21 protein-coding genes are annotated in these 19505 nt (G+C 72.0%); 11 read left to right on the top strand and 10 right to left on the bottom strand.

The genetic code is table 11. The features are described 5' to 3' along the window. The 5 genes from EEY80_RS14085 to EEY80_RS14065 all read left to right on the top strand — a co-directional run. Positions 1 to 865 (top strand): NUDIX domain-containing protein (locus tag EEY80_RS14085; RefSeq protein WP_126977413.1); only part of this gene is annotated, 865 nt, incomplete at its 5' end. Positions 866 to 940: 75 nt separating this feature from the next. Beyond that, the gene (locus EEY80_RS14080; RefSeq protein ID WP_126977411.1) at positions 941 to 1972 is read left to right on the top strand and encodes a cysteine synthase A; all 1032 of its coding nucleotides are present in this window, start codon (positions 941 to 943) and stop codon (positions 1970 to 1972) included. A 7-nt stretch (positions 1973 to 1979) separates the two neighbouring features. Continuing rightward, positions 1980 to 2696: an alanyl-tRNA editing protein gene (locus EEY80_RS14075; protein WP_126977409.1), complete on the top strand. Its 717-nt coding sequence runs from the start codon at positions 1980 to 1982 to the stop codon at positions 2694 to 2696. Positions 2697 to 2772: 76 nt separating this feature from the next. After that, positions 2773 to 3147 carry a hypothetical protein gene (locus tag EEY80_RS14070; RefSeq protein ID WP_126977407.1) on the top strand — a complete coding sequence of 125 codons (375 nt, stop codon included), beginning with the start codon at positions 2773 to 2775 and terminating at the stop codon, positions 3145 to 3147. 29 nt (positions 3148 to 3176) lie between these two features. Continuing rightward, positions 3177 to 4883: a phospholipase D-like domain-containing protein gene (locus EEY80_RS14065; protein WP_126977405.1), complete on the top strand. Its 1707-nt coding sequence runs from the start codon at positions 3177 to 3179 to the stop codon at positions 4881 to 4883. On the opposite strand, the gene EEY80_RS14060 is transcribed toward EEY80_RS14065, so the two are convergent. From EEY80_RS14060 to EEY80_RS14030, 7 genes are all read right to left on the bottom strand, one after another. Next, positions 4880 to 6076: a cytochrome P450 gene (locus EEY80_RS14060; protein WP_126977403.1), complete on the bottom strand. Its 1197-nt coding sequence runs from the start codon at positions 6074 to 6076 to the stop codon at positions 4880 to 4882. The genes EEY80_RS14065 and EEY80_RS14060 overlap by 4 nt on opposite strands. A 28-nt stretch (positions 6077 to 6104) precedes the next feature. Then, entirely contained in the window at positions 6105 to 6851 is a 747-nt protein-coding gene (gene tpiA / locus EEY80_RS14055) for a triose-phosphate isomerase (protein WP_126977401.1), read from the bottom strand. Positions 6852 to 6931: 80 nt separating this feature from the next. After that, complete coding sequence (locus EEY80_RS14050) at positions 6932 to 7291, bottom strand: HesB/IscA family protein (RefSeq protein ID WP_126977399.1); 360 nt, start codon at positions 7289 to 7291, stop codon at positions 6932 to 6934. Between the two features lie 27 nt (positions 7292 to 7318). Further along, positions 7319 to 8074 carry a DUF3307 domain-containing protein gene (locus tag EEY80_RS14045; protein ID WP_126977397.1) on the bottom strand — a complete coding sequence of 252 codons (756 nt, stop codon included), beginning with the start codon at positions 8072 to 8074 and terminating at the stop codon, positions 7319 to 7321. Beyond that, positions 8071 to 8715 carry a hypothetical protein gene (locus EEY80_RS14040; RefSeq protein WP_126977395.1) on the bottom strand — a complete coding sequence of 215 codons (645 nt, stop codon included), beginning with the start codon at positions 8713 to 8715 and terminating at the stop codon, positions 8071 to 8073. Before EEY80_RS14040 ends, EEY80_RS14045 begins: the two co-directional genes overlap by 4 nt. Positions 8716 to 8802: 87 nt before the next feature. Further along, positions 8803 to 9168 (bottom strand): SUF system Fe-S cluster assembly protein, encoded by a 366-nt coding sequence (locus tag EEY80_RS14035; RefSeq protein ID WP_126977393.1) that lies wholly within the window; start codon positions 9166 to 9168, stop codon positions 8803 to 8805. A 94-nt stretch (positions 9169 to 9262) separates the two neighbouring features. Further along, positions 9263 to 9682: a winged helix-turn-helix transcriptional regulator gene (locus EEY80_RS14030; RefSeq protein WP_126977391.1), complete on the bottom strand. Its 420-nt coding sequence runs from the start codon at positions 9680 to 9682 to the stop codon at positions 9263 to 9265. Positions 9683 to 9793: 111 nt separating this feature from the next. On the opposite strand from EEY80_RS14030, the gene EEY80_RS14025 reads away from it, so the two are divergent. From EEY80_RS14025 to der, 4 genes are all read left to right on the top strand, one after another. After that, the gene (locus EEY80_RS14025) at positions 9794 to 10645 is read left to right on the top strand and encodes an NAD(P)H-binding protein (RefSeq protein ID WP_164738263.1); all 852 of its coding nucleotides are present in this window, start codon (positions 9794 to 9796) and stop codon (positions 10643 to 10645) included. An 81-nt stretch (positions 10646 to 10726) separates the two neighbouring features. Continuing rightward, positions 10727 to 11380 (top strand): hypothetical protein, encoded by a 654-nt coding sequence (locus EEY80_RS14020; protein WP_126977387.1) that lies wholly within the window; start codon positions 10727 to 10729, stop codon positions 11378 to 11380. Between the two features lie 117 nt (positions 11381 to 11497). Beyond that, complete coding sequence (locus EEY80_RS14015; RefSeq protein WP_328590528.1) at positions 11498 to 12829, top strand: outer membrane protein assembly factor BamB family protein; 1332 nt, start codon at positions 11498 to 11500, stop codon at positions 12827 to 12829. Between the two features lie 46 nt (positions 12830 to 12875). Then, positions 12876 to 14342: a ribosome biogenesis GTPase Der gene (der, locus tag EEY80_RS14010; protein ID WP_126977385.1), complete on the top strand. Its 1467-nt coding sequence runs from the start codon at positions 12876 to 12878 to the stop codon at positions 14340 to 14342. A 48-nt stretch (positions 14343 to 14390) separates the two neighbouring features. Here the strand turns inward: der and EEY80_RS14005 are convergent, their stop codons facing one another. From EEY80_RS14005 to EEY80_RS13995, 3 genes are all read right to left on the bottom strand, one after another. Next, positions 14391 to 15098 carry a hypothetical protein gene (locus EEY80_RS14005; RefSeq protein ID WP_126977383.1) on the bottom strand — a complete coding sequence of 236 codons (708 nt, stop codon included), beginning with the start codon at positions 15096 to 15098 and terminating at the stop codon, positions 14391 to 14393. A 148-nt stretch (positions 15099 to 15246) separates the two neighbouring features. Continuing rightward, the gene (gene serS, locus EEY80_RS14000; RefSeq protein ID WP_126977381.1) at positions 15247 to 16539 is read right to left on the bottom strand and encodes a serine--tRNA ligase; all 1293 of its coding nucleotides are present in this window, start codon (positions 16537 to 16539) and stop codon (positions 15247 to 15249) included. An 85-nt stretch (positions 16540 to 16624) separates the two neighbouring features. After that, positions 16625 to 17251, bottom strand: coding sequence for a trypsin-like serine peptidase (locus tag EEY80_RS13995; RefSeq protein WP_126977379.1), 627 nt, complete (start codon positions 17249 to 17251; stop codon positions 16625 to 16627). 223 nt (positions 17252 to 17474) lie between these two features. Between EEY80_RS13995 and yajC the strand changes: the two genes are divergently transcribed. Continuing rightward, complete coding sequence (yajC, locus tag EEY80_RS13990; protein WP_126977377.1) at positions 17475 to 17822, top strand: preprotein translocase subunit YajC; 348 nt, start codon at positions 17475 to 17477, stop codon at positions 17820 to 17822. 10 nt (positions 17823 to 17832) lie between these two features. Beyond that, complete coding sequence (gene secD, locus EEY80_RS13985) at positions 17833 to 19497, top strand: protein translocase subunit SecD (RefSeq protein ID WP_126977375.1); 1665 nt, start codon at positions 17833 to 17835, stop codon at positions 19495 to 19497. Positions 19498 to 19505: the final 8 nt, after the last annotated feature.

Here is a 19505-nt window from a genome sequence, read left to right as displayed (position 1 = left end):
GGTGGCCGGGCGGGGCGCGGGTCCGGCACAGCCCTGGCGGGCCGGGGACTGGGCGCCTCGTTGGGCCGCGACCGTGGCCGGGGCGGCCGCGGATGCGATGGCGCTGCTGGCCGGGGCCGGTGCCGTGCAGGACCCGGCGGCGGTGATGGCGCGCTGGCCGCAGATGCTGGTCCGGGCGGGCGCCCGGCTGCGGGCCGAGGCCGGCAAGCCCGCCACCCTGCGCCGCACCGCCGCCCCCGGCGATATCGAGGTGCGGGCCGCGCGCCAGCCCTATGCGCGCTTCTTCTCGGTCGAGGAGCACGACCTCGCCTGGCGCCGCTTCGACGGGACGATGACGCCGGTGGTGCCCCGCGCCACCTTCGTGTCGGCCGATGCGGTGATCGTGCTGCCCTATGACCCCGTCCGCGACCGGGTGCTGGTGATCGAGCAGTTCCGCATGGGCCCCTTCGTGCGCGGCGACCGCCAGCCCTGGATGCTGGAGCCGGTGGCGGGGCGCGTCGATGGCGGCGAGACGCCGGAAGAGGCGGCGATGCGCGAGACGCAGGAAGAGGCGGGGCTGGTGCCGCGCGCGCTGGTGCCGGGGCCGTCCTGCTATGCCTCGCCGGGGGCGAAGACCGAATACCTCTATGCCTTCGCGGCGATCTGCGACCTGCCGGACGGGTCGGCAGGCCTCGGCGGCGTCGAGGGCGAGACCGAGGACATCCGCGGCCACCTGATGCCCTTCGACCGGCTGATGACGCTGATCGACACGGGCGAGGTGGACCTCGCGCCGCTGATCGTTCTGGCCCTGTGGCTGGACCGCCGCCGGGCCGAACTGCGCGCCGCGGCACGGGGCGAGGCGGACCGCCTTCAGGCCGCGGGCTGAGCGCGGGACGACAAGCGGGGTTGAGACCCGGCACGCCCGCGCTTAGGAATTGGCAGGCACAGACCGGAGGAACCCATGCGCATCTGTCCCGATCTCGCCGCGGCCGTGGGCCACACGCCGCTGATCCGGCTGAAGCGGGCCAGCGAGGAAACCGGCTGCGAGATCCTCGGCAAGGCCGAGTTCATGAATCCCGGCCAGTCGGTCAAGGACCGCGCCGCGCTGTGGATCATCCGCGATGCGGTGGCCCGCGGCCAGCTGCGCCCCGGCGGCACCATCGTCGAGGGCACGGCGGGCAATACCGGCATCGGGCTGGCGCTGATCGGCGCCTCGATGGGTTTCCGCACCGTGATCGTGATCCCGGAAACGCAGAGCCAGGAAAAGAAGGACATGATCCGCCTCGCCGGGGCGGAGCTGGTGCAGGTGCCGGCGGCGCCCTATTCCAATCCCAACAACTATGTCCGCTATTCCGGCCGTCTGGCCGAGGCGCTGGCCCGGACCGAGGCCAATGGCGCGATCTGGGCCAACCAGTTCGACAATGTCGCCAACCGGCAGGCGCATCTGGACTCGACCGGACCCGAGATTTGGGAACAGACGCAGGGCCGGGTGGACGGCTTCGTCGCGGCGGTCGGCTCGGGCGGGACGCTGGCGGGCGTCGGCCTCGCGCTGCAGCCGAAGGGGGTGAAGATCGCGCTGGCCGATCCCGAGGGCGCGGCGCTCTACAGCTTCTACACCGAGGGCGTGCTGAAATCCGAGGGCAGCTCGATCACCGAGGGGATCGGGCAGGGACGGATCACCGCCAATCTCGACGGCTTCGCCCCGGACATGGCCTATCGCATCCCGGATGCCGAGGCGCTGCCCATCGTCTTCGACCTGCTGTCGGAGGAAGGCCTTTGCCTCGGCGGCTCGTCCGGGATCAACGTCGCGGGCGCGATCCGCATGGCGCGCGAGATGGGGCCGGGCCATACCATCGTCACCATCCTGTGCGACTATGGCACCCGCTATCAGTCCAAGCTGTTCAACCCCGACTTCCTGAAGTCCAAGGGCCTGCCGGTGCCGGACTGGCTGGACCGCGCGCCCCTGGACCTGCCCGAGGTCTATGAGGGCTGAGGCCGCGATGACCGAACCGCTGTTCCGCACCGACCCCTATCTGCGCCACGCCCCGGCGGTGGTGACGGGGCTGACGGGCGAGGGCGGGATCGTGCTGGACCGGACGATCTTCTACCCGACCGGCGGCGGCCAGCCCGGCGACAGCGGCCGGCTGGACTGGCCGGGCGGGGGCATCGCCATCGCCACGGCGGTGAAGGGCGAGGGCGGGGCGGTCGTGCTGGTCCCCGCCGAGCCGCTGGCCCTGCCCGCGGCCGGGACGGCGGTGGTGCAGCGGCTGGACTGGGACCGCCGGCACCGGCACATGCGGGTGCATACGGCGCTGCACCTGCTGTCGGTGGTGATCCCGCTGCCGGTGACCGGCGGCCAGATCGGCACCGAAAAGGGGCGGCTCGATTTCGACATGCCGGACCCGCCGGACGATCTGGCGGCGGTCGAGGCGGCGCTGAACGCGCTGGTCGCCCGCGACCTGCCGGTGACCGAGGACTGGATCACCGATGCCGAGCTGCTGGCGGACCCGTCCATCGTCAAAACCCTGTCGGTGATGCCGCCGGTGGGGCAGGGGCGGGTGCGGCTGGTCCGGATCGGGCAGGGCGCGGACCAGGTGGACCTGCAACCCTGCGGCGGCACCCATGTCGCGCGAACCGGCGAGATCGGGCGGGTCGCCCTCGGCCGGATCGAGAAGAAGGGCCGGCAGAATCGCCGGGTATCGCTGCTGCTGGCCTGACACGGGTTGATCGGTCGGGCGGGTGCGGGTTAGGCTTGCGCCATTCCCGACCGACATTTCCGACAGGACATCAGCCATGAGACATTTCGTGACGGCGCTGCGTGCGGCCGCCCTGAGCATCGCCTGCCTTTGCCTGCTTGCCGCGCCCGCGCTGGCGCAAAGCTATGTCTACCGGTCCGACCTGACGCTGCGGGTGGGGCAGTCGATCATGGTCTATGGCGCGGGCAGCCCCAACTGCGCCCGCAACCAGGCGCCGGACTGGGACGCCGTCGCCCGGCGGCTGCCGCGGACGGATCTGGGCTATTTCTCCAACGGCGGCGTGGTCCAGCTGGCCAGCAGCCGCTGCGGCGGCCGGATCGCCGGGCGCGGCATCGTCTTCACCGCCACGCGGGCCGGGCGCGCCGTGCTGAACCTGCAGGGCGACCGGGTCACGGTCACGGTGCGCAACTAGACGGGACCCACCTTCGGCAGGAGGTGCCGATGCGGACCGAGAAGGACGGGATTTCCGTCCGCGCCATCGCCGGCACCCACGGGGTGCTGTTCGGGATGGATGCGACCGAAGCGGCGCGCGCGGGCCTTCTGGGCTTCGCGCTCGGCCGCCGCGACCCGGCGGGCGAGGTCCGCTGGCTGCGGGGCTTCAAGTTCTTCCGCGACACCGTGCCCGACCCGCAGCCGGGCGAGCGCCGGTCCACCCGCGACCATCCGGTGCAGGATTTCCAGTGGGGCGACTGGTCGCGCGAACCGGGGACGGTGGTGGACCATGTGATCCAGCCGCTCTATGGCACGCCCTCCGACCTGCGCCCCGGCCCGATGCTGGAGCTGCGGGTGCCGACCATGGCGGCGGACGCGGATCACGCGGTCTTCTACAATCGCGGCGCGATCCCGTCGCAGGCCTTCGCCGACCGGTTCGGCAATGTCGGCCCCAGCCCCGAGGAACAGGACGACCCGACGAACGACAAGGTGCGCTGGCTGTCGCGCGGGCTGCTGGAGGCGGCGCTCGGCTTCATCGGCACGGCCGGGCCGCGGCACGAGCTGCGGGTGGCGGCCTACGAGTTCACCTATGGCCCGATCGCCCGGGCGCTGCGCGCGGCGGCGGGGCGCGGGGCGAAGGTGCAGATCGTGCATGACATCGGCGACCGGCGCCGCGACGGCACGCTGGTGCCCAGCCACACCTCGGCCGCCAATGCCGCCACCATCGCCGCCGCCGGGCTGGACGGCGCGGCGAATGTCACCGTTCTGGGCCGGTCGCGCTATTCCTCGATCACCCATAACAAGTTCATCGTCCTGCTGGAGGATGGCCATCCCGCGGCGGTCTGGACCGGATCGACCAATTTCACCCCCTCGGGCTTTCTCGGCCAGTCGAACCTCGCGCATCTGATCCGCAGTCCGGCGCTGGCCCGCGCCTTTTCCGCCTATTGGGACCTGCTGGCGGCCGATCTGGACACGCGAACGATGAAGCGGCGGGTGGCGGAACTGTCGCCCGAACCGCCCGCGCCCCTGCCCGAAGATGCGATGATCCCGATCTTCTCGCCCCGGCCCAAGGGGATGCTGGACTGGTATGCCGCGGCGATGGCGCAGGCCCACGGGTCGGTGATGTTCACCTCGGCCTTCGGCGTCGCCCGCGATCTGGCCGAGGTCTTTGCCCGGCCCGGCGATCATCTGCGGCTGATCCTGTCGGAACGGGCGGAGCGCGACCCCGAGATCTGGCGCCTGCTGACCGCCGATGCCGATACCCGCATCGCCACCGGGGCCAGGCTGAATGCCGAGACCATCGCCGCGGGGCTGGAGGGCGCGGCGCTGGACCAGTGGTTCCGCGCCGAGGACCATTTCCGCCGCGAGGGGCATATCTTCTACATCCATACCAAGCTGATGGCGCTGGACCTGATGACCGACAGCCCGCAGATCTTCACCGGCTCGGCGAACTTCTCGGCCAATTCGGTGGAATCCAACGACGAGAACATGGTGCTGATGCGCGGCCCGGCCTTTCGCGCCGTGGCCGAGGTCCATGCCACCGAATTCATGCGGCTGTTCAACCATCTCTATTTCCGTACCACCGCGATCCGGCTGGCGCGGTCCGGGCGCGGCAATCCGGAACGGGCGGCGGTGCTCGACCCCGACGACCGCTGGGTGGCGCGGCATTTCCGCGAGGGCGGCTATCACGACCGGATGCGGCGGCTGTTCCGCTAGCCCGCCACCATCAGCCGCCGATAGCCCCGGAACGGATAGAGGTCGGCCAGCTGCGGCCGCCCGGCCAGCCGCAGCCCGGGTCGTGCCGCGAACAGCGCGGGCAACGCGATCTGCAGTTCCAGCCGGGCGAGCGGCGCGCCCACGCAGAAATGCAGCCCCGCGCCGAAGGCGTGATGGGGCCGGGCGACCCGCCCCGGGTCCAGCCGCGCCGGCCGGTCCCAGGCCTGCGGATCGCGGTTGGCAGCGGCGAGCAGCGCCCCCACCCGGTCGCCCCGGCGGAAGAGATGGCCGCCGATCTCGATCTCGTCATGGACCCATCGCCAGAACAGGTGCAGCGGCGGGTCGAGGCGCAACAGCTCTTCCACCGTCGCCGCCACCTGACCGGGCGCCAGCAGCGCGGCGCGGTCGGGCCGGTCGATCAGATGCGCCACCGCCAGACCGATGGCATGGGCCGTCGCCTCGTGCCCCGCGTTCAGCAGCAGGATCACGGTCGAGACGATTTCCGCCTCGCTCAGCCGCGCGGCGCCTTCGGCGCCGTCCTCGGTGGCGGCCAGCAGCGCCGACAGCAGGTCGTCCTGCCCGCTGCCGCGCCGCCGCTGCGCCAGCAGGTCGCGCAGGAAGGCCGCGAAGTCCGCCGCCGCCCGGTCTGCCGCCAGTTCCACCGCATGGTCGCGGCGGGCCTGATACATGCCCACCATCGCATGCGACCAGCGCAGAAGCTGCGGCCCCTCTGCCTCGGGGATGCCGAGCAGCCGGGCGATGACGGCGATGGGCAGCCGTTCGGCGAAGGCGGGCAGCAGGTCGACCGGGCCCTCGGGCAGCGCGGCCGCCAGCGCCGCGGCGCGATCGGCGATGAAGGGTGCCAGCGCCGCCACCCGGACCGAGGTGAAGGCGCGGTTCACCAGGCCCCGGATGCGGGTATGGGCCGGCGGTTCCAGTTCCAGCATCGAGTGATCCTCGACCGCGTGGAAGGCCGCCAGATGGTCGGGGACCGGCGGGGCCATCCCCGCGGGCGGCGCCCGCCCCAGCCGGCGGTCGCGCAGGATCACCCCCACCGTCGCGGCGCGGGCGCTGACCGGCAGGCCGAATTCCTGCCACAGCGCGACGGACCCGGCGGCGCGCAGCCGGTCATAGAAGGCCCAGGGGCTGCGCAGGAAGGCGGGGTCGCCGGGCGGCTGGCTCAGGGTCAGCATCGGCCGGGCCCCCTGTCGCCGCCCGCCCTCAGGCCTGTTCCAGCGCGGTGATGATCGCGCCGAAATCCGCGGCCTTCAGCGAGGCGCCGCCCACCAGCGCGCCATCCACCTCGGGCAGGGCGAAGATCTCGGCGGCATTGCCGGGCTTCACCGACCCGCCATAAAGCAGCCGCACCGCCGCGCCCTCGGCCGCCATCAGGTCGGTCAGCCGGGCGCGCAGGAAGGCATGCACCTCGGCGATCTGGTCCGGCGTCGGCGTGCGGCCGGACCCGATGGCCCAGACCGGTTCATAGGCGATGACGGTATTGGCGCCGGTCGCGCCCCCGGGCAGCGACCCCGCCAGCTGGCGGTCGATCACCTCCAGCGTGCGGCCGGCATCGCGGTCGGCCTCGGTCTCGCCCAGGCAGATCACCGCGACCAGACCCGCGGCCTGCGCCGCCGCCGCCTTGGCCCGCACCGCGGCATCGGTTTCGGCATGGTCGGCGCGGCGCTCGGAATGGCCGAGGATCACATGGCTCGCCCCGGCATCGGCCAGCATCGCCGCCGAGACATCGCCGGTATGCGCGCCCGCGGCGCCGGCATGGCAGTCCTGCCCGCCAAGTGCGATGGGCGCATGGCCCAGCGTGTCGGCCATCCGCGACAGCAGCGTGGCGGGGGGGCAGATCAGGATGTCGCAGCCGGGCGCGCCATGATCGGCGGCCAGCGCCTGAGCCTCGGCCAGATCGGCCGCCAGCCCGTTCATCTTCCAGTTCCCTGCCGCCAGCTTGCGCCGCATCCCGCTCTCCATCCTGAGGTGTCGGGGCAGGTTACGGGCGTGGCGGACCGATGGAAAGGGCAGGATCGCGGGCGGCAGGCTCAGGCGGCGGGTTCGTCCTTGAACCGGATCGACTCGCCGCAGCCGCAGGCCTCGGCCACGTTGGGGTTGTTGAAGCGGAACCCCGATTCGAGCAGCGAGGTCGAATAGTCGATCTCGGTCCCGAACAGGAACATCTGTGCCATCGGCGCGATCATCACCCGCGCCGGGCCCTGTTCCACCACCTCGTCCATCGGGTCGGGCGCGGCGGCGAGGTCCATCGTGTATTCCATGCCCGCGCAGCCGCCCTTCTTGACGCCGATGCGAAGGCCATGCGCGCCGTCCTTCGCCATCAGCCGCGCGATCTGCGCCGCGGCGGCGGGGGTGATTGTCACGGGCGGTTTGCCGGGGATGCCGAACATCGCAAAGCTCCTTCTCTCCCGCATAATCTAGGGTGAAAGGTCGGGAATACCAAGCGGGGGCAGAGAGGCCATCAGGGTGACGGTGCCGACCGAGACCGCGATGGCCCAGCCGAAGGAGGCCAGCGTGCCGATGATCACATATTCGCTGGCGGCCCGGTCGTCGCCCACCGTGCCGAAGCGCAGCACCGATTTCGCCGCGATCAGGAAACCGATGGCCCCCGCCTGGCCGGACAGGACCAGCAGGAAGATCATCCCCCGTTCCAGATGGCCGATGACCTGCCCGCCGTTCAGCAGGCCGGGCGAATGGTCGGGCCGCTGGATCAAGCCGGCGGCCCAGGGCTGCATCAGCATGCCGATGGCGAAGCCGCCCGCGCGGGTGGCGAGGATCAGCCCCGCGGCCAGCGCCATCAGCGGCGGCAGATGCGGCAGCCCGCCGCCGAGCCTGCCCCAGAGGCCCGCCCCGAACAGCCCCGGCAGCAGCGCCGCGACCAGCGCCAGCGTCGCCAGATGCGCGGCCTGATCGGTCAGGAACGCGGCCAGACCCTGCGACAGGCGGGGCGGCAGCGCGAAGGTCTTCACCGCATCGATGGCCAGATGCGCCAGCGCCAGCGCCAGCAGCGCCGGATGCAGGCTGCCCGTGGCCAGTGCCGCCGTCGCCAGCACCGCCGCGCCATGCGCCGCGAAGACGGCGGGGCGATGCTTGTTCAGTACCATCCAGCGGGTCTGGATCACGAAATCGGCCAGCACATGGGCGAAGAGCAGCGCGGCGAAGGTGGCGGTCATGGCTGCTGCGCCTCGCGGTCCTCTTCCCACATCGCAAGGGCGTCGCGCAGGCTCTGCACCCCGCCCTTCGTCAGCCGGTCGTTCACCGCCTGCGGGGTGATGCCGAGCCGGCGCCCGGCCTCGTCCAGCGTGGGCGCGGGGATCGTCAGCATCAGCGCCGCTGCCTCGGCCTGCGGGCGGGTCCAGCGCCGCAGGATATCCTCGATCAGCTGCAGGATGATCCGGTCCCGCGCGTCGATCCCCGGCCCGGCGATGGCCAGCACCCGGCTGCGGCGCATTCCGTCCAGCGCGTGGCCCGAGGCGACCAGCGCCGCGCCCCGCGCGTCCGACAGGTCGGCGCTGCCGAGCGTGTCCACGGGGCCGAGGCCGATGGCGATGCGGGTGGCCAGCAGATCCCGCCGGGCGCGCAGGCAGGCATGAAGATAGACCGCCGCGCGCAGGCTCTGCGCCGGTGCGGTGCAGATCTGCCAGCCGTCGCCGCGAAAGCGGGTGAAGCGGGTTGCGGCGGAGGCTGCGCCGCCCCAGCGGGCGATCTCGTCCGCCGCCTCGGCAAGCCGCTGCATCGTCGCCGCCAGCGCCGCGGAGGGGGCGGCGGTCGAGGCGATCAGGTCGCCGGTGAGGATGGCGATGTGCCGGGGCATGCCTCAAGCCTAGCGGCTTGATTCGATGAAATCAAGTCCCGAGGCTTGATATGGGTCGGATCAAGGCAAGGGGCTTGACGCGAGGGGTCACATGAAGCCCAGTTCCAGCCGCGCCTCGTCGGACATCATGTCCATGCCCCATTGCGGCTGCCAGGTCAGCTGGACGTTCACGCCCTTGATGCCGTCCAGCGGCTCGACCGCGTCCTGCACCCAGCCCGGCATCTCGCCCGCGACGGGGCAGCCGGGGGCGGTCAGGGTCATGGTGATGTCGACTTCGTTCTCGGGCGAGATGTCGATCGTGTAGACCAGCCCCAGATCGTAGATGTTCACCGGGATCTCGGGGTCATAGACCGTGCGGCAGGCCTCGACCACGCTGTCATAAAGCGGGTGGTCGGTGCTGGAGGGGCGGATGAGGGGCGCGCCCTCCATCGGTTCTGTGGCCTCGGCGGTCATCGGCGGTCCTGACGGTCGTCCTGTTGTTGACAGAACATATAGGAAATCGGGGCGGGCGGGTCCAGTGGCGCGGCCGGCGTGGCCCTCGATGCGGTCAGTCCCGCGCCGGGGGCGTCCGCAGCCGGGGCAGGTTGAGCTCGATCCAGTCCACCAGCCCGGCCAGCCGCTGCACCACCTCGCGCCCCGGCGCGGTCAGTTCGTATTCGACATGCGGCGGCACCACCGGCAGCGCGTGGCGGGCGACGATGCCATCGGCCTCCAGTTCCTGCAGGGTCTGGGCCAGCATCCGTTCGCTGACCCCGGCGATCTGCCGGCGCAGGGCGCTGAACCGCCGCGGGCCATCCGCCAGCGCCACCACCACCATCGCGCCCCAGCGGCCGGTCAGATGCCGCAGCACCTGCCGCGACGGGCAGTCGGCAGCAAAGACATCGCCCCGCATCTCGGGTCCCAGCCGGGCGGCCAGCGCGGTGACGGGGGCCGAAGGATCGGCATGCAGATCGGCGGGAAAGGACATGGCGGCACCGGAAAATTCAAACTAACAAAAATGTACGTACTTACTTTCAGTAAGTCAACCCGCTACCTCGGACCCGACGACGGACACATCGGCAAGACAAGGAGAATGGCGATGATCGGAGTGACGGGTGCGACGGGCCAGCTGGGACGGCTGGTGCTGGAAGGGCTGCGGGCGGCAGGGCAGGGCGCGCAGACGGTGGCGCTGGCCCGGCGGCCGGAGACGGTGACGGAGCCGGGCGGCGTGACCTGGCGGGCCTTCGACTATGAACGGCCCGACACGCTGGCCCCGGCGCTGGCGGGAATCGACCGGCTGCTGCTGATCTCGTCGAGCGAGGTCGGCCGGCGCACCCCGCAGCATGCCGCGGTGATCGCGGCGGCGAAGGCGGCGGGCGTGGGCCATATCGTCTATACCAGCCTGCTGCGCGCCGACAGCTCGCCCCTGTCGCTGGCCGAAGAGCATCGGGAGACCGAGGCGGAACTGGCGCGTTCGGGCCTGCCCTTCACCATCCTGCGCAACGGCTGGTATACCGAGAACTATACCGGCTCGCTGGGGGCGTCCCTGGCGGCCGGCGCCGTGATCGGGGCGGCCGGCGAGGGCCGGATCAATTCCGCGGCCCGCGCTGACTACGCCGCCGCCGCCGTGGCGGTGCTGCTGGCGGGGGACCATGCGGGCAAGGTCTACGAACTGGCGGGCGACGAGGGCTGGACGATGGCCGATCTCGCCGCCGAACTGTCGCGCCAGACCGGCCGGGACATTCCCTATCGCGATCTGGGCGAGGCGGGCTATGCCGCCGCCCTGGCGGAGGCCGGGCTCGAATCCTGGCTCGCCGCCGCCATCGCCAGCTGGAGCGCCCGTGCCGCGGAGGGGGCGCTGGCCTCGGACGACCGCAGCCTGTCGCGGCTGATCGGCCGCCCGACCACGCCGATGGCCGAAACGGTGCGGGCGGCGCTCGCCGCGCTGTGACCGCGACCGCGCGCGGCGCCGGGCTTGGCAATCGCCGCCGCGCGCGTGTAAGAGGGGCCGCAACGGAAGTGGGAGACGGCCTTGAGCAACAGCGACAGCTTCATCGACGAGGTGACCGACGAGGTCCGCCGCGACCGGCTGTTCGCCTTCCTGCGCCGCTGGGGCTGGGCCTTCGTGGTGCTGGTGCTGCTGATCGTCGGCGGCGCCGCCTGGACGGAATGGAGCCGCGCCCGCGACCGCGCCGAGGCGCGCGCCTTCGGCGATGCGCTGCTGGCCGCGATGCAGGCCGACACCGCCGAGGCGCGGGCGGCGGCGCTGGCCGCCCTTCCGGCCGAGGACGGCCGCGCCACTGCCATCCGCGGCATGCTGGAGGCCGCCTCGCAACTGGAAGCCGGCCGCCGGGCCGAGGCGCTGGCCGCGCTCGACGCGATCGCCGCGGATGCGGACCTGCCCCCGGCCTGGCGTCAGCTGGCGCTGATCAAGCGGGTGATCGCCGATCCCGACATGGCCGCGAGCGACCGCGGCGCGGCGCTGGACCAGCTCGCCCAGCCCGGCGCGCCCTACCGGCCGCTGGCGCTGGAACAACAGGCGCTGGATCTGGTCGCCGCGGGCGAGCGGGACGCGGCGGTGGAGCGGCTGCGCGCGCTTCTGGACGAACAGGGGGTGCCGGCAGGCTTGCGCCGGCGCGCGACACAGTTGATGGTGGCGCTCGGCGCGCAGCCGGAGGCCGCCTGATCCGGTACGCGCTGCCCCGGCCCGGGACCGGGCGGGGGCGGGCGGCGGCAGGATGACGGCAGAACGACGGCGCAGCCCGGCCCGGAGCGGCCGGCCGCCAGATGGAGGACCGGGGCAGTGACGCTTCCTTTCGCGACGGGTGCGCGCGGCACATTGGCCGTGCTGCTGTTGGCCATGCTGGCCGCCTGCAACGACGAACCGCGCCTTCCGGGCGTCCGGCTCGACCCCGAGGACGCGCTGTCCGGCACCCCGACGCCCGAAACCTTCGTGGCCCCCGGCCCGCTGGCGCTGCCCGCGCCGGTGGTGAACGGCGACTGGCCGCAGATGGGCGGCGCCGCGACCCACCGGCTGGGCCATGTCGCGCTGTCGCCGGCGCCGCAGCTGGCCTGGTCGACGAAGATCGGCCGGGGCGACGGACGACGGCTGCGCGTGACCGCCGACCCGGTGGTGGCCGCCGGCCGCATCTTCACCATGGACGCCGCCAATACCGTCGCCGCCACCAGCACCGGCGGCCAGGCCCTGTGGCAGACCAGCGCCATCCCGGTGGCCGGCCGGCAGGGGGGCGATGCCACCGGCGGCGGGCTCGCCTATGCCGATGGCCGGCTGTACGTCTCCACCGGCTATGGCGAGCTTCTGGCGCTGGACGCGGCGTCGGGCGGCATCCTGTGGCGGCAGCGCTTCGACGCCGGGATCGGCGGCGCGCCCGCGGTCGCGAGGGGCACCGTCTTCGTCACCGCACGGGATTCCACCGCCTGGGCGATCCGTGCCGCGGACGGGCGCGAGTTGTGGAACACCAAGGGCATGGTCTCGCCCACCGGCATTCTCGGGGCGGCGACGCCCGCGGTGTCGGGCGACACGGTCGTGATCCCGATGGTCAGCGGCGAGGTGCTGGGCCTGTCCGCCGCCGATGGCAGCCGCAAATGGGTCAGCATGCTGTCGGGCCGGCGGCTCGGCATCGCTTTCGCCAATATCCGCGACGTGACCGGCGATCCGGTCATCGCTGGGGACACCGTCATCGCCGGATCGTCCTCGGGCCGCGTCGCCGCCGTGTCGCTGTCGGGCGACCGGCGCTGGCTGACCGAGGAGGGCGTCTATGGCGGGCCGGTCGCGGCCTTTGGCAACGCGGTCTTCCTCGTCTCGGACGAAAACCGTCTGATCCGGCTCGACGCGGCCAGCGGCCAGCGGGTCTGGGCCATCGACCTGCCCTTCTACGAAAAGACCCGCCGCGCCGGCCGGCGGCGCGACATCCATGTACAATACGGGCCGGTGCTGGCGGGCGGGCGGCTGCGCATCGCCTCGTCCGACGGGGTGCTGCGCAGCTTCGACCCGGCGACGGGCGCGCTGGTGGCCGAGGCCGACATCCCCGGCGGCGCGGCAAGCTCGATGGCGGTGGCGGGCGGCGTTCTCTACCTCGTGTCGGGCAACGGGCAGCTTCTCGCTTTCCGTTGACGCGAAAGCCGTGTAAGCGGGCGGCTTCTGTCTGAACGGAGCAGTCATGAGCTTCACCCTCGCCATCGTCGGGCGTCCCAATGTGGGCAAGTCCACGCTGTTCAACCGGCTGGTCGGCAAGCGGCTGGCGCTGGTCGATGACCAGCCCGGCGTGACCCGCGACCTGCGCGAGGGCGCGGCGCGGCTGGTGGACCTGCGCTTTACCGTCATCGACACGGCCGGGCTGGAGGAGATCACCGACGACAGCCTTCAGGGCCGGATGCGGCGGCTGACCGAACGGGCGGTGGAACAGGCCGATGTCTGCCTGTTCGTGATCGACGCCCGCGTCGGCGTCACCCCCACGGACGAGGTTTTCGCCGACATCCTGCGCCGCAAGAACGCCCATGTGATCCTGGCCGCCAACAAGGCCGAGGGGCGTGCGGGCGATGCCGGCGCGCTCGAGGCCTTCGCGCTCGGCCTGGGCGAGCCGATCCGCATTTCCGCCGAACATGGCGAGGGGCTGGACGACCTGTACGACGTGCTGCGCCCGCTGGCCGATGCCTTCGACGCGGAAAGCTGGCAGGAGGCGCCGGTCACCGATGTCGAGGTGGTCGAGGGCGAAGAGGTCGAAAGCCATGCCCCCACCGCCGCGCGGCCGCTGCAGCTGGCGGTGATCGGCCGGCCCAATGCGGGGAAATCCACGCTGATCAACAAGATCCTCGGCGAGGACCGGCTGCTGACCGGGCCCGAGGCCGGGATCACCCGCGACGCCATCTCGGTCTCGACCGAGTTCATGGGCACGCCGATGCGGATTTTCGACACCGCCGGGATGCGCAAGAAGGCGCGGGTGGTGGACAAGCTGGAAAAGCTGTCGGTCGCCGACGGGCTGCGCGCCGTGCGCTTCGCCGAGGTGGTGGTGGTGCTGCTGGATGTCGAGGTGCCCTTCGAGCAGCAGGACCTGCGCATCGCCGATTTCGCGGAAACCGAGGGCCGCGCCGTCGTGGTGGCGGCGAACAAGTGGGATCTGGAAGAGGACAAGCCGCAGAAGCTGAACCAGCTGCGCGAATCCTTCGAACGACTGCTGCCGCAGCTGCGCGGCGCGCCGCTGGTCACCGTGTCCGCCAAGACCGGCAAGGGGCTGGACCGGCTGCATGCCGCGATCCTGAAGGCGCATGACGTCTGGAACCGGCGGATCACCACCGCCAAGCTGAACCAGTGGCTGTCGGCGATGACCGAGGCGCATCCGCCGCCCGCGCCCGGCGGGCGCCGCATCCGGCTGCGCTACATGACGCAGGTAAAGACGCGGCCGCCGCAATTCGTGGTCATGTGCTCGCGCCCCGACGACCTGCCGGAAAGCTACAGCCGCTATCTGGTCAACGGGCTGCGGGAAAGTTTCGACATGCCGGGCACGCCGATCCGGCTGATCTTTCGCGGGCAGGGCGACAAGAACCCCTACAAGGACCGGAAGAAATCCACCCCCTCGCGGCTGCGCAAGCATGTCGAGGCCGGGCGCACGGGCAAGCGGACGGACTGACCGGCGCCATCCGGGGGCGACGTTTCGGGGTGGCGTTTCGGGGCGGCCTCAGCCCGGGGTGACCCGCCGCTGCGTCCGGTCGGCCAGCAGCGCCCCGCCCAGCAGGGTCGCCACCAGCATCGGCAGGTTCTGGTCGAGGTTCTCGACCACCACCCCGGCCAGGGCCCAGAGAACGCCCCCGGCATAGACGGCGGACCCGGTGCGCCGCAGCACCAGCAGCGCCGCCACCAGCGCCGCCACCAGCATCAGCAGCGCCGCACCGAGCGGTGGCAGCAGGCCGAAGCCGGTCAGCACCGTGGCACTGGCCACCGCGGTGGCGGCGGTCAGCCAGCCCGCAAAAAGGGCGATGGGCGCGCGCAGCAGCCATCCGTCCGGCGCCGCCCGCGTGCGGCACAGCGCCAGCGTGGCCAGCGCCGCCATCGCCCAGATCATCGCCGTGGCGGCCAGCGGCGCCGTCTGCGCGGCGGGCAGCCAGAAGGCGCCCAGCACCAGGGCGAACCCCAGCGGCACCCGTGGCAGCGCCCAGGCCGGATCCTCGGGCCGGTGCACCGCGCCATAGCCCGCATGCACCACCAGCCAGGCATAGATCACGCCCCAGATCGCGAAGGCCCAGCCCACCGGCTGCAACGGCACCTCGTCGATCGGATGCGGGAAGGCGGCCGGGTCGTAGCCCGAGAAGGACGGCACGAGGAAGGGCGCCGCCGCAAAGGCGAGGCTGGCGATCAGCAGCAGGAGGGCGGGCGCGCGATGTTCCATCGCATCCAACGCTGCGGGATGCGGAAGGTTCGCGGCGGGTGCGGCTATATTTTCGCCGGTCGCCGATGGCGGGGGGCGAAGCGGGAAGCGCACCCCCTGCACCCCCTGCGGGATGTTTCGATCAGGTGCGGGGGGCGGCGGCCGATCCTCAGGCCAGCGCGCCCTCGGCGGTGATCCGGGTCTTGCCGCCCAGCCAGGGGTGCAGCGCCTCGGGCAGCAGGACGGAGCCGTCCTCCTGCTGGCCGTTTTCCAGCACCGCGATCAGGCAGCGGCCGACGGCGAGGCCGGAACCGTTGAGCGTATGGACGAAGTCCGGCTTGCCGCCCGTATCGGGCTTCCAACGGGCATTCATCCGCCGGGCCTGGAAATCCCCGCAATTCGACACCGAGGAGATCTCGCGGTAACAATCCTGCCCCGGCAGCCAGACCTCCAGGTCATGGGTCTTGATCGCGCCGAAGCCCATGTCGCCGGTGCAGAGCACGACGGTGCGGTAGGGCAGGCCCAGCTTTTCGAGGATGGCCTCGGCACAGCGGGTCATCCGCTCGTGTTCGGCCATCGACTCCCCGGGGCGGGTGACCGACACCATCTCGACCTTCTCGAACTGGTGCTGGCGCAGCATCCCGGCCGTGTCGCGCCCGGCACTGCCCGCCTCGGAGCGGAAGCACTGGGTATGGGCGACATAGCGTCGCGGCAGGGCGGATTCGGCCAGCGTCTCGTCATTGACGATATTGGTCAGCGTCACCTCGGCGGTGGGCACAAGCCACCAGCCGTTGGTGGTTTCATAGCTGTCCTCGCCGAACTTCGGCAGCTGGCCGGTGCCGAACATCATCTCGGGCTTCACCAGCACCGGGGTCCAGGTCTCGGTCAGGCCATGGTCGCCGACATGGGTGTCGAGCATGAACTGCGCCAGCGCCCGGTGGACGCGGGCCACGGCCCCCGACAGCACGACGAAGCGGCTGCCCGACAGTTTCGCGGCCGTCTCGAAATCCATGCCCTGCTGCACGGCGGGCAGCTGGTAATGTTCGCGGGGGGCGAAGTCGAAGCGGCGCGGCGTGCCCCAGCGGCGGATCTCGACATTGCCCGTCTCGTCGGCGCCGTCGGGCACATCGGCGGCGGGCAGGTTCGGGATCGTCATCAGCAGCTCGCGCAGCGCCGCGTCATCGGCCTTCGCGGCCTCGGTCAGGGCGGCGTTCTCGGCCTTCTTCTCGGCCACCAGCGCGCGCAGCCGCTCGAACTCCGCCTCGTCGCCGCGCGCCTTGGCCGCACCCACCTCTTTCGAGGCGGCGTTCTGCGCGGCCTGCGCGGTTTCGGCGGCGAGGATCCGGGCGCGGCGCGCCTCGTCCAGCGCCAGCACCTGCGACGACATGCCGGCAAGGCCCCGGCGCGAAAGCGCCGCGTCGAAGGCGGCGGGATTGTCGCGGATGGCGCGGATGTCGTGCATGGCTAGGCCCTCTGGTTGGTCCGGCCCCGGATATGCCCCAGCGGCGCGCGGGGATCAAACGGGGATTTGGGCGGCTCGGGCCAGCTCAGGGCAGGGGCGGCGCCACCCGCGCCAGCGCCTGCCCGCCCATCGCCGCCACCACCACCGCCACCAGCGCCCCATCGGCCAGCAGCGGCGCGCCGGATTGACCCGAGACGACGGCGCAGCCGACCGCCAGGAGCGCGCCCTCGCGCCCGATCAGCGGGCAGGTCCGGTCGCTGCGGACCTCCGGCGCGCTGCGGGAGAAGGCCAGCAGGCGCAGGTCGCCGGCGGCGGGCGGCGGAGCCAAGGGCAGCGGGGCGGGACCGGGCGCGCGGTCGAGCCGCAGGAAGGCCAGGTCCGTCACCGGGTCGCGGGGCGGATGCGCGGGCAGCGCCGCCGCGCCCCGGACGGTTCTGCCGCCGGCCCGGAACACCAGCGCCTGCGGGCGGGGCGCGTCCGGCCAGCCGGGAATGCAATGGGCGGCGGTCAGCACCAGATCGGGCGCGACCAGCGTGCCGGTGCAGATCGCCGCGCCCTCGGGCAGCGGATCGGCGGGGGCAAGCCGGCCGATGGCGGGCAGCATGTCGGCCGGCGCATCCGGCGGCCCGGGCTCGGCCCCCGCGGCGACCGCGCCCAGCATCGTCAGCAGGGCCAGCCCCGCCGCCCTTGCGCCGCCGCATCGACCCCCCATCTGTCCCCCGTGCCACCGCCTCGCGGCGGCAGACTGGCCGTCGCCGCCGCCGCGCACAAGGCCGTCTTCCGGCCGCCGGGGCGCCGCTTGCCAAGGGCCGGGGGCGGCTATAGGGTGCCGGCCGACTTTCCGGCCCGGCCTTTCGGCCCGGCCGGGCGGGGACAGATGTCAATGACAGCCGGTCGCGCCGCCGCGCGGCAGCCGGCCACGAGAGGAAGACCGCATGTTCGCAACTCCCGCCTTCGCTCAGGCCGCCGGTGGCGCGGGCGGCGCCGCTGGTGCCTTCGCCCAGTTCGTGCCGCTGATCCTGATCTTCGGGATCATGTATTTCCTGTTGATCCGCCCGCAGCAGAAGAAGGTGAAGGACCATCGCGCCATGGTCGAGCAGCTGCGCCGGGGCGACACGGTCGTGACCCAGGGCGGCATCATCGGCAAGGTGGCGAAGGTCCGCGAGGATGGCGAGCTGGAGGTCGAGATCGCCGAGGGCGTGAAGGTCCGCGTCGTGCGCGCCACCATCGCCTCGGTCGTGTCGAAGACCGAACCGGCCGCGGCTGCCGCGAACACGAACTGAGCCGCCGCGCATGCTGGACTTCCCCCTCTGGAAGCGGATCGTCGTCTGGACGATCGTGCTGGCCGGCCTGCTGACCGCGCTGCCCAATGCCTTCTACGGGCGGGTGGAGCGTCACAATGACGCGGTGGCGAGCATCGCGCAGACCGGCGTCGAGACGCCGGAACTGGCCGCCGACCGCGCGGGCTGGCCGGAATGGCTGCCTGCCGGGCTGGTCAATCTGGGTCTGGACCTGAGGGGGGGCGCGCATCTTCTGGCCGAGGTGCGGGTGGCCGATGTCTATGCCGACCGGATGGACGCGCTGTGGCCGGAACTGCGCGACCTGCTGCGGCAGGAGCGGGCGACAGTCGGCACCATCCGCCGCGTCGCCTCGGACCCGGCCGAACTGCGGGTGCAGATCTCGCAGCCCGAAGGCATGGCCCGGGCGGTCGAACTGGCGCGCACGCTGGCGACGCCGGTGGTGTCGCTGACCGGGGTCGGGCAGACCGATCTGGAGGTGCGCGGCGAGGGCGACACGCTGGTCGTGGGTCTGGGCGAGGCGGAACGCGCCGCCACCGACGACCGCACCATGCAGCAAAGCGTCGAGATCGTGCGCCGCCGGGTCGACGAGGTCGGCACCCGCGAACCGACGATCCAGCGGCAGGGCGACGACCGCATCCTGATCCAGGTGCCCGGCATCGGTTCGGCCGCCGAGCTGAAGGCGCTGATCGGTACCACGGCGCGGCTGACCTTCCACCCGGTCGTCAGCCGCACCAGCGACGGCAGCACCCTGCCCGGGGCGGGCAACATGCTGCTACCCTCGGCCGAGGAGCCGGGGGTGTTCTACGTCCTCGAACAGTCGCCCGTCGTGTCGGGCGAACAGCTGACCGATGCCCGGCCCGATTTCGACCAGAACGGGCGGCCCGCCGTCAGCTTCCGCTTCAACCCCACGGGGGCGCGGGCCTTCGGCGACTACACCGCCGCCAATATCGGCCAGCTCTTTGCCATCGTGCTGGATGACGAGGTGATTTCCGCCCCGCAGATCCAGAGCCATATTCCCGGCGGGTCGGGCATCATCACCGGCAACTTCACCGTCGAGGAATCCACCAACCTCGCCGTCCTGTTGCGCGCGGGCGCGCTGCCGGCCGAGATGATCTTCCTCGAGGAACGGACCATCGGCCCGGAACTGGGCGCCGACAGCATCGAGGCCGGCCGGGTCGCGGCCATCGTGGGCTTCGTCGCGGTGATCGTGCTGATGATCGCGAGCTATGGCCTGTTCGGGCTGTTCGCGACCTTCGCGCTGATCGTGAACATGCTGCTGATCCTCGGCGTGATGTCGGTGATCGGCGCGACGCTGACCCTGCCGGGCATCGCCGGTCTGGTGCTGACGATGGGGATGGCGGTGGATGCCAACGTGCTGATCTTCGAGCGCATCCGCGAGGAGCTGAAGCGCGGGCGCGGCCCGGCCAGGGCCATTGACCTCGGCTTCGACCGGGCGCTGTCGGCGATCATCGACGGCAACCTGACCACCTTCATCACCGGGCTGATCCTGTTCTTCCTCGGCTCCGGTCCGGTGCGCGGCTTCGCCGTGACGCTGGTGATCGGGCTTGCCACCTCGGTCTTCTCGGCGATCTGGGTCACGCGCATGCTGATCGTGATCTGGCTCGGCCGAGCCCGGCCCAAGCAACTGACCGTCTGAGGGGGATG

The sequence above is a fragment of the Frigidibacter oleivorans genome, assembly GCF_003993775.1.
Lineage (GTDB): Bacteria > Pseudomonadota > Alphaproteobacteria > Rhodobacterales > Rhodobacteraceae > Frigidibacter > Frigidibacter oleivorans.
The sequence above is the reverse complement of the archived record's forward strand: the minus strand, read 5'-3'. Positions and strand labels throughout refer to the sequence as shown.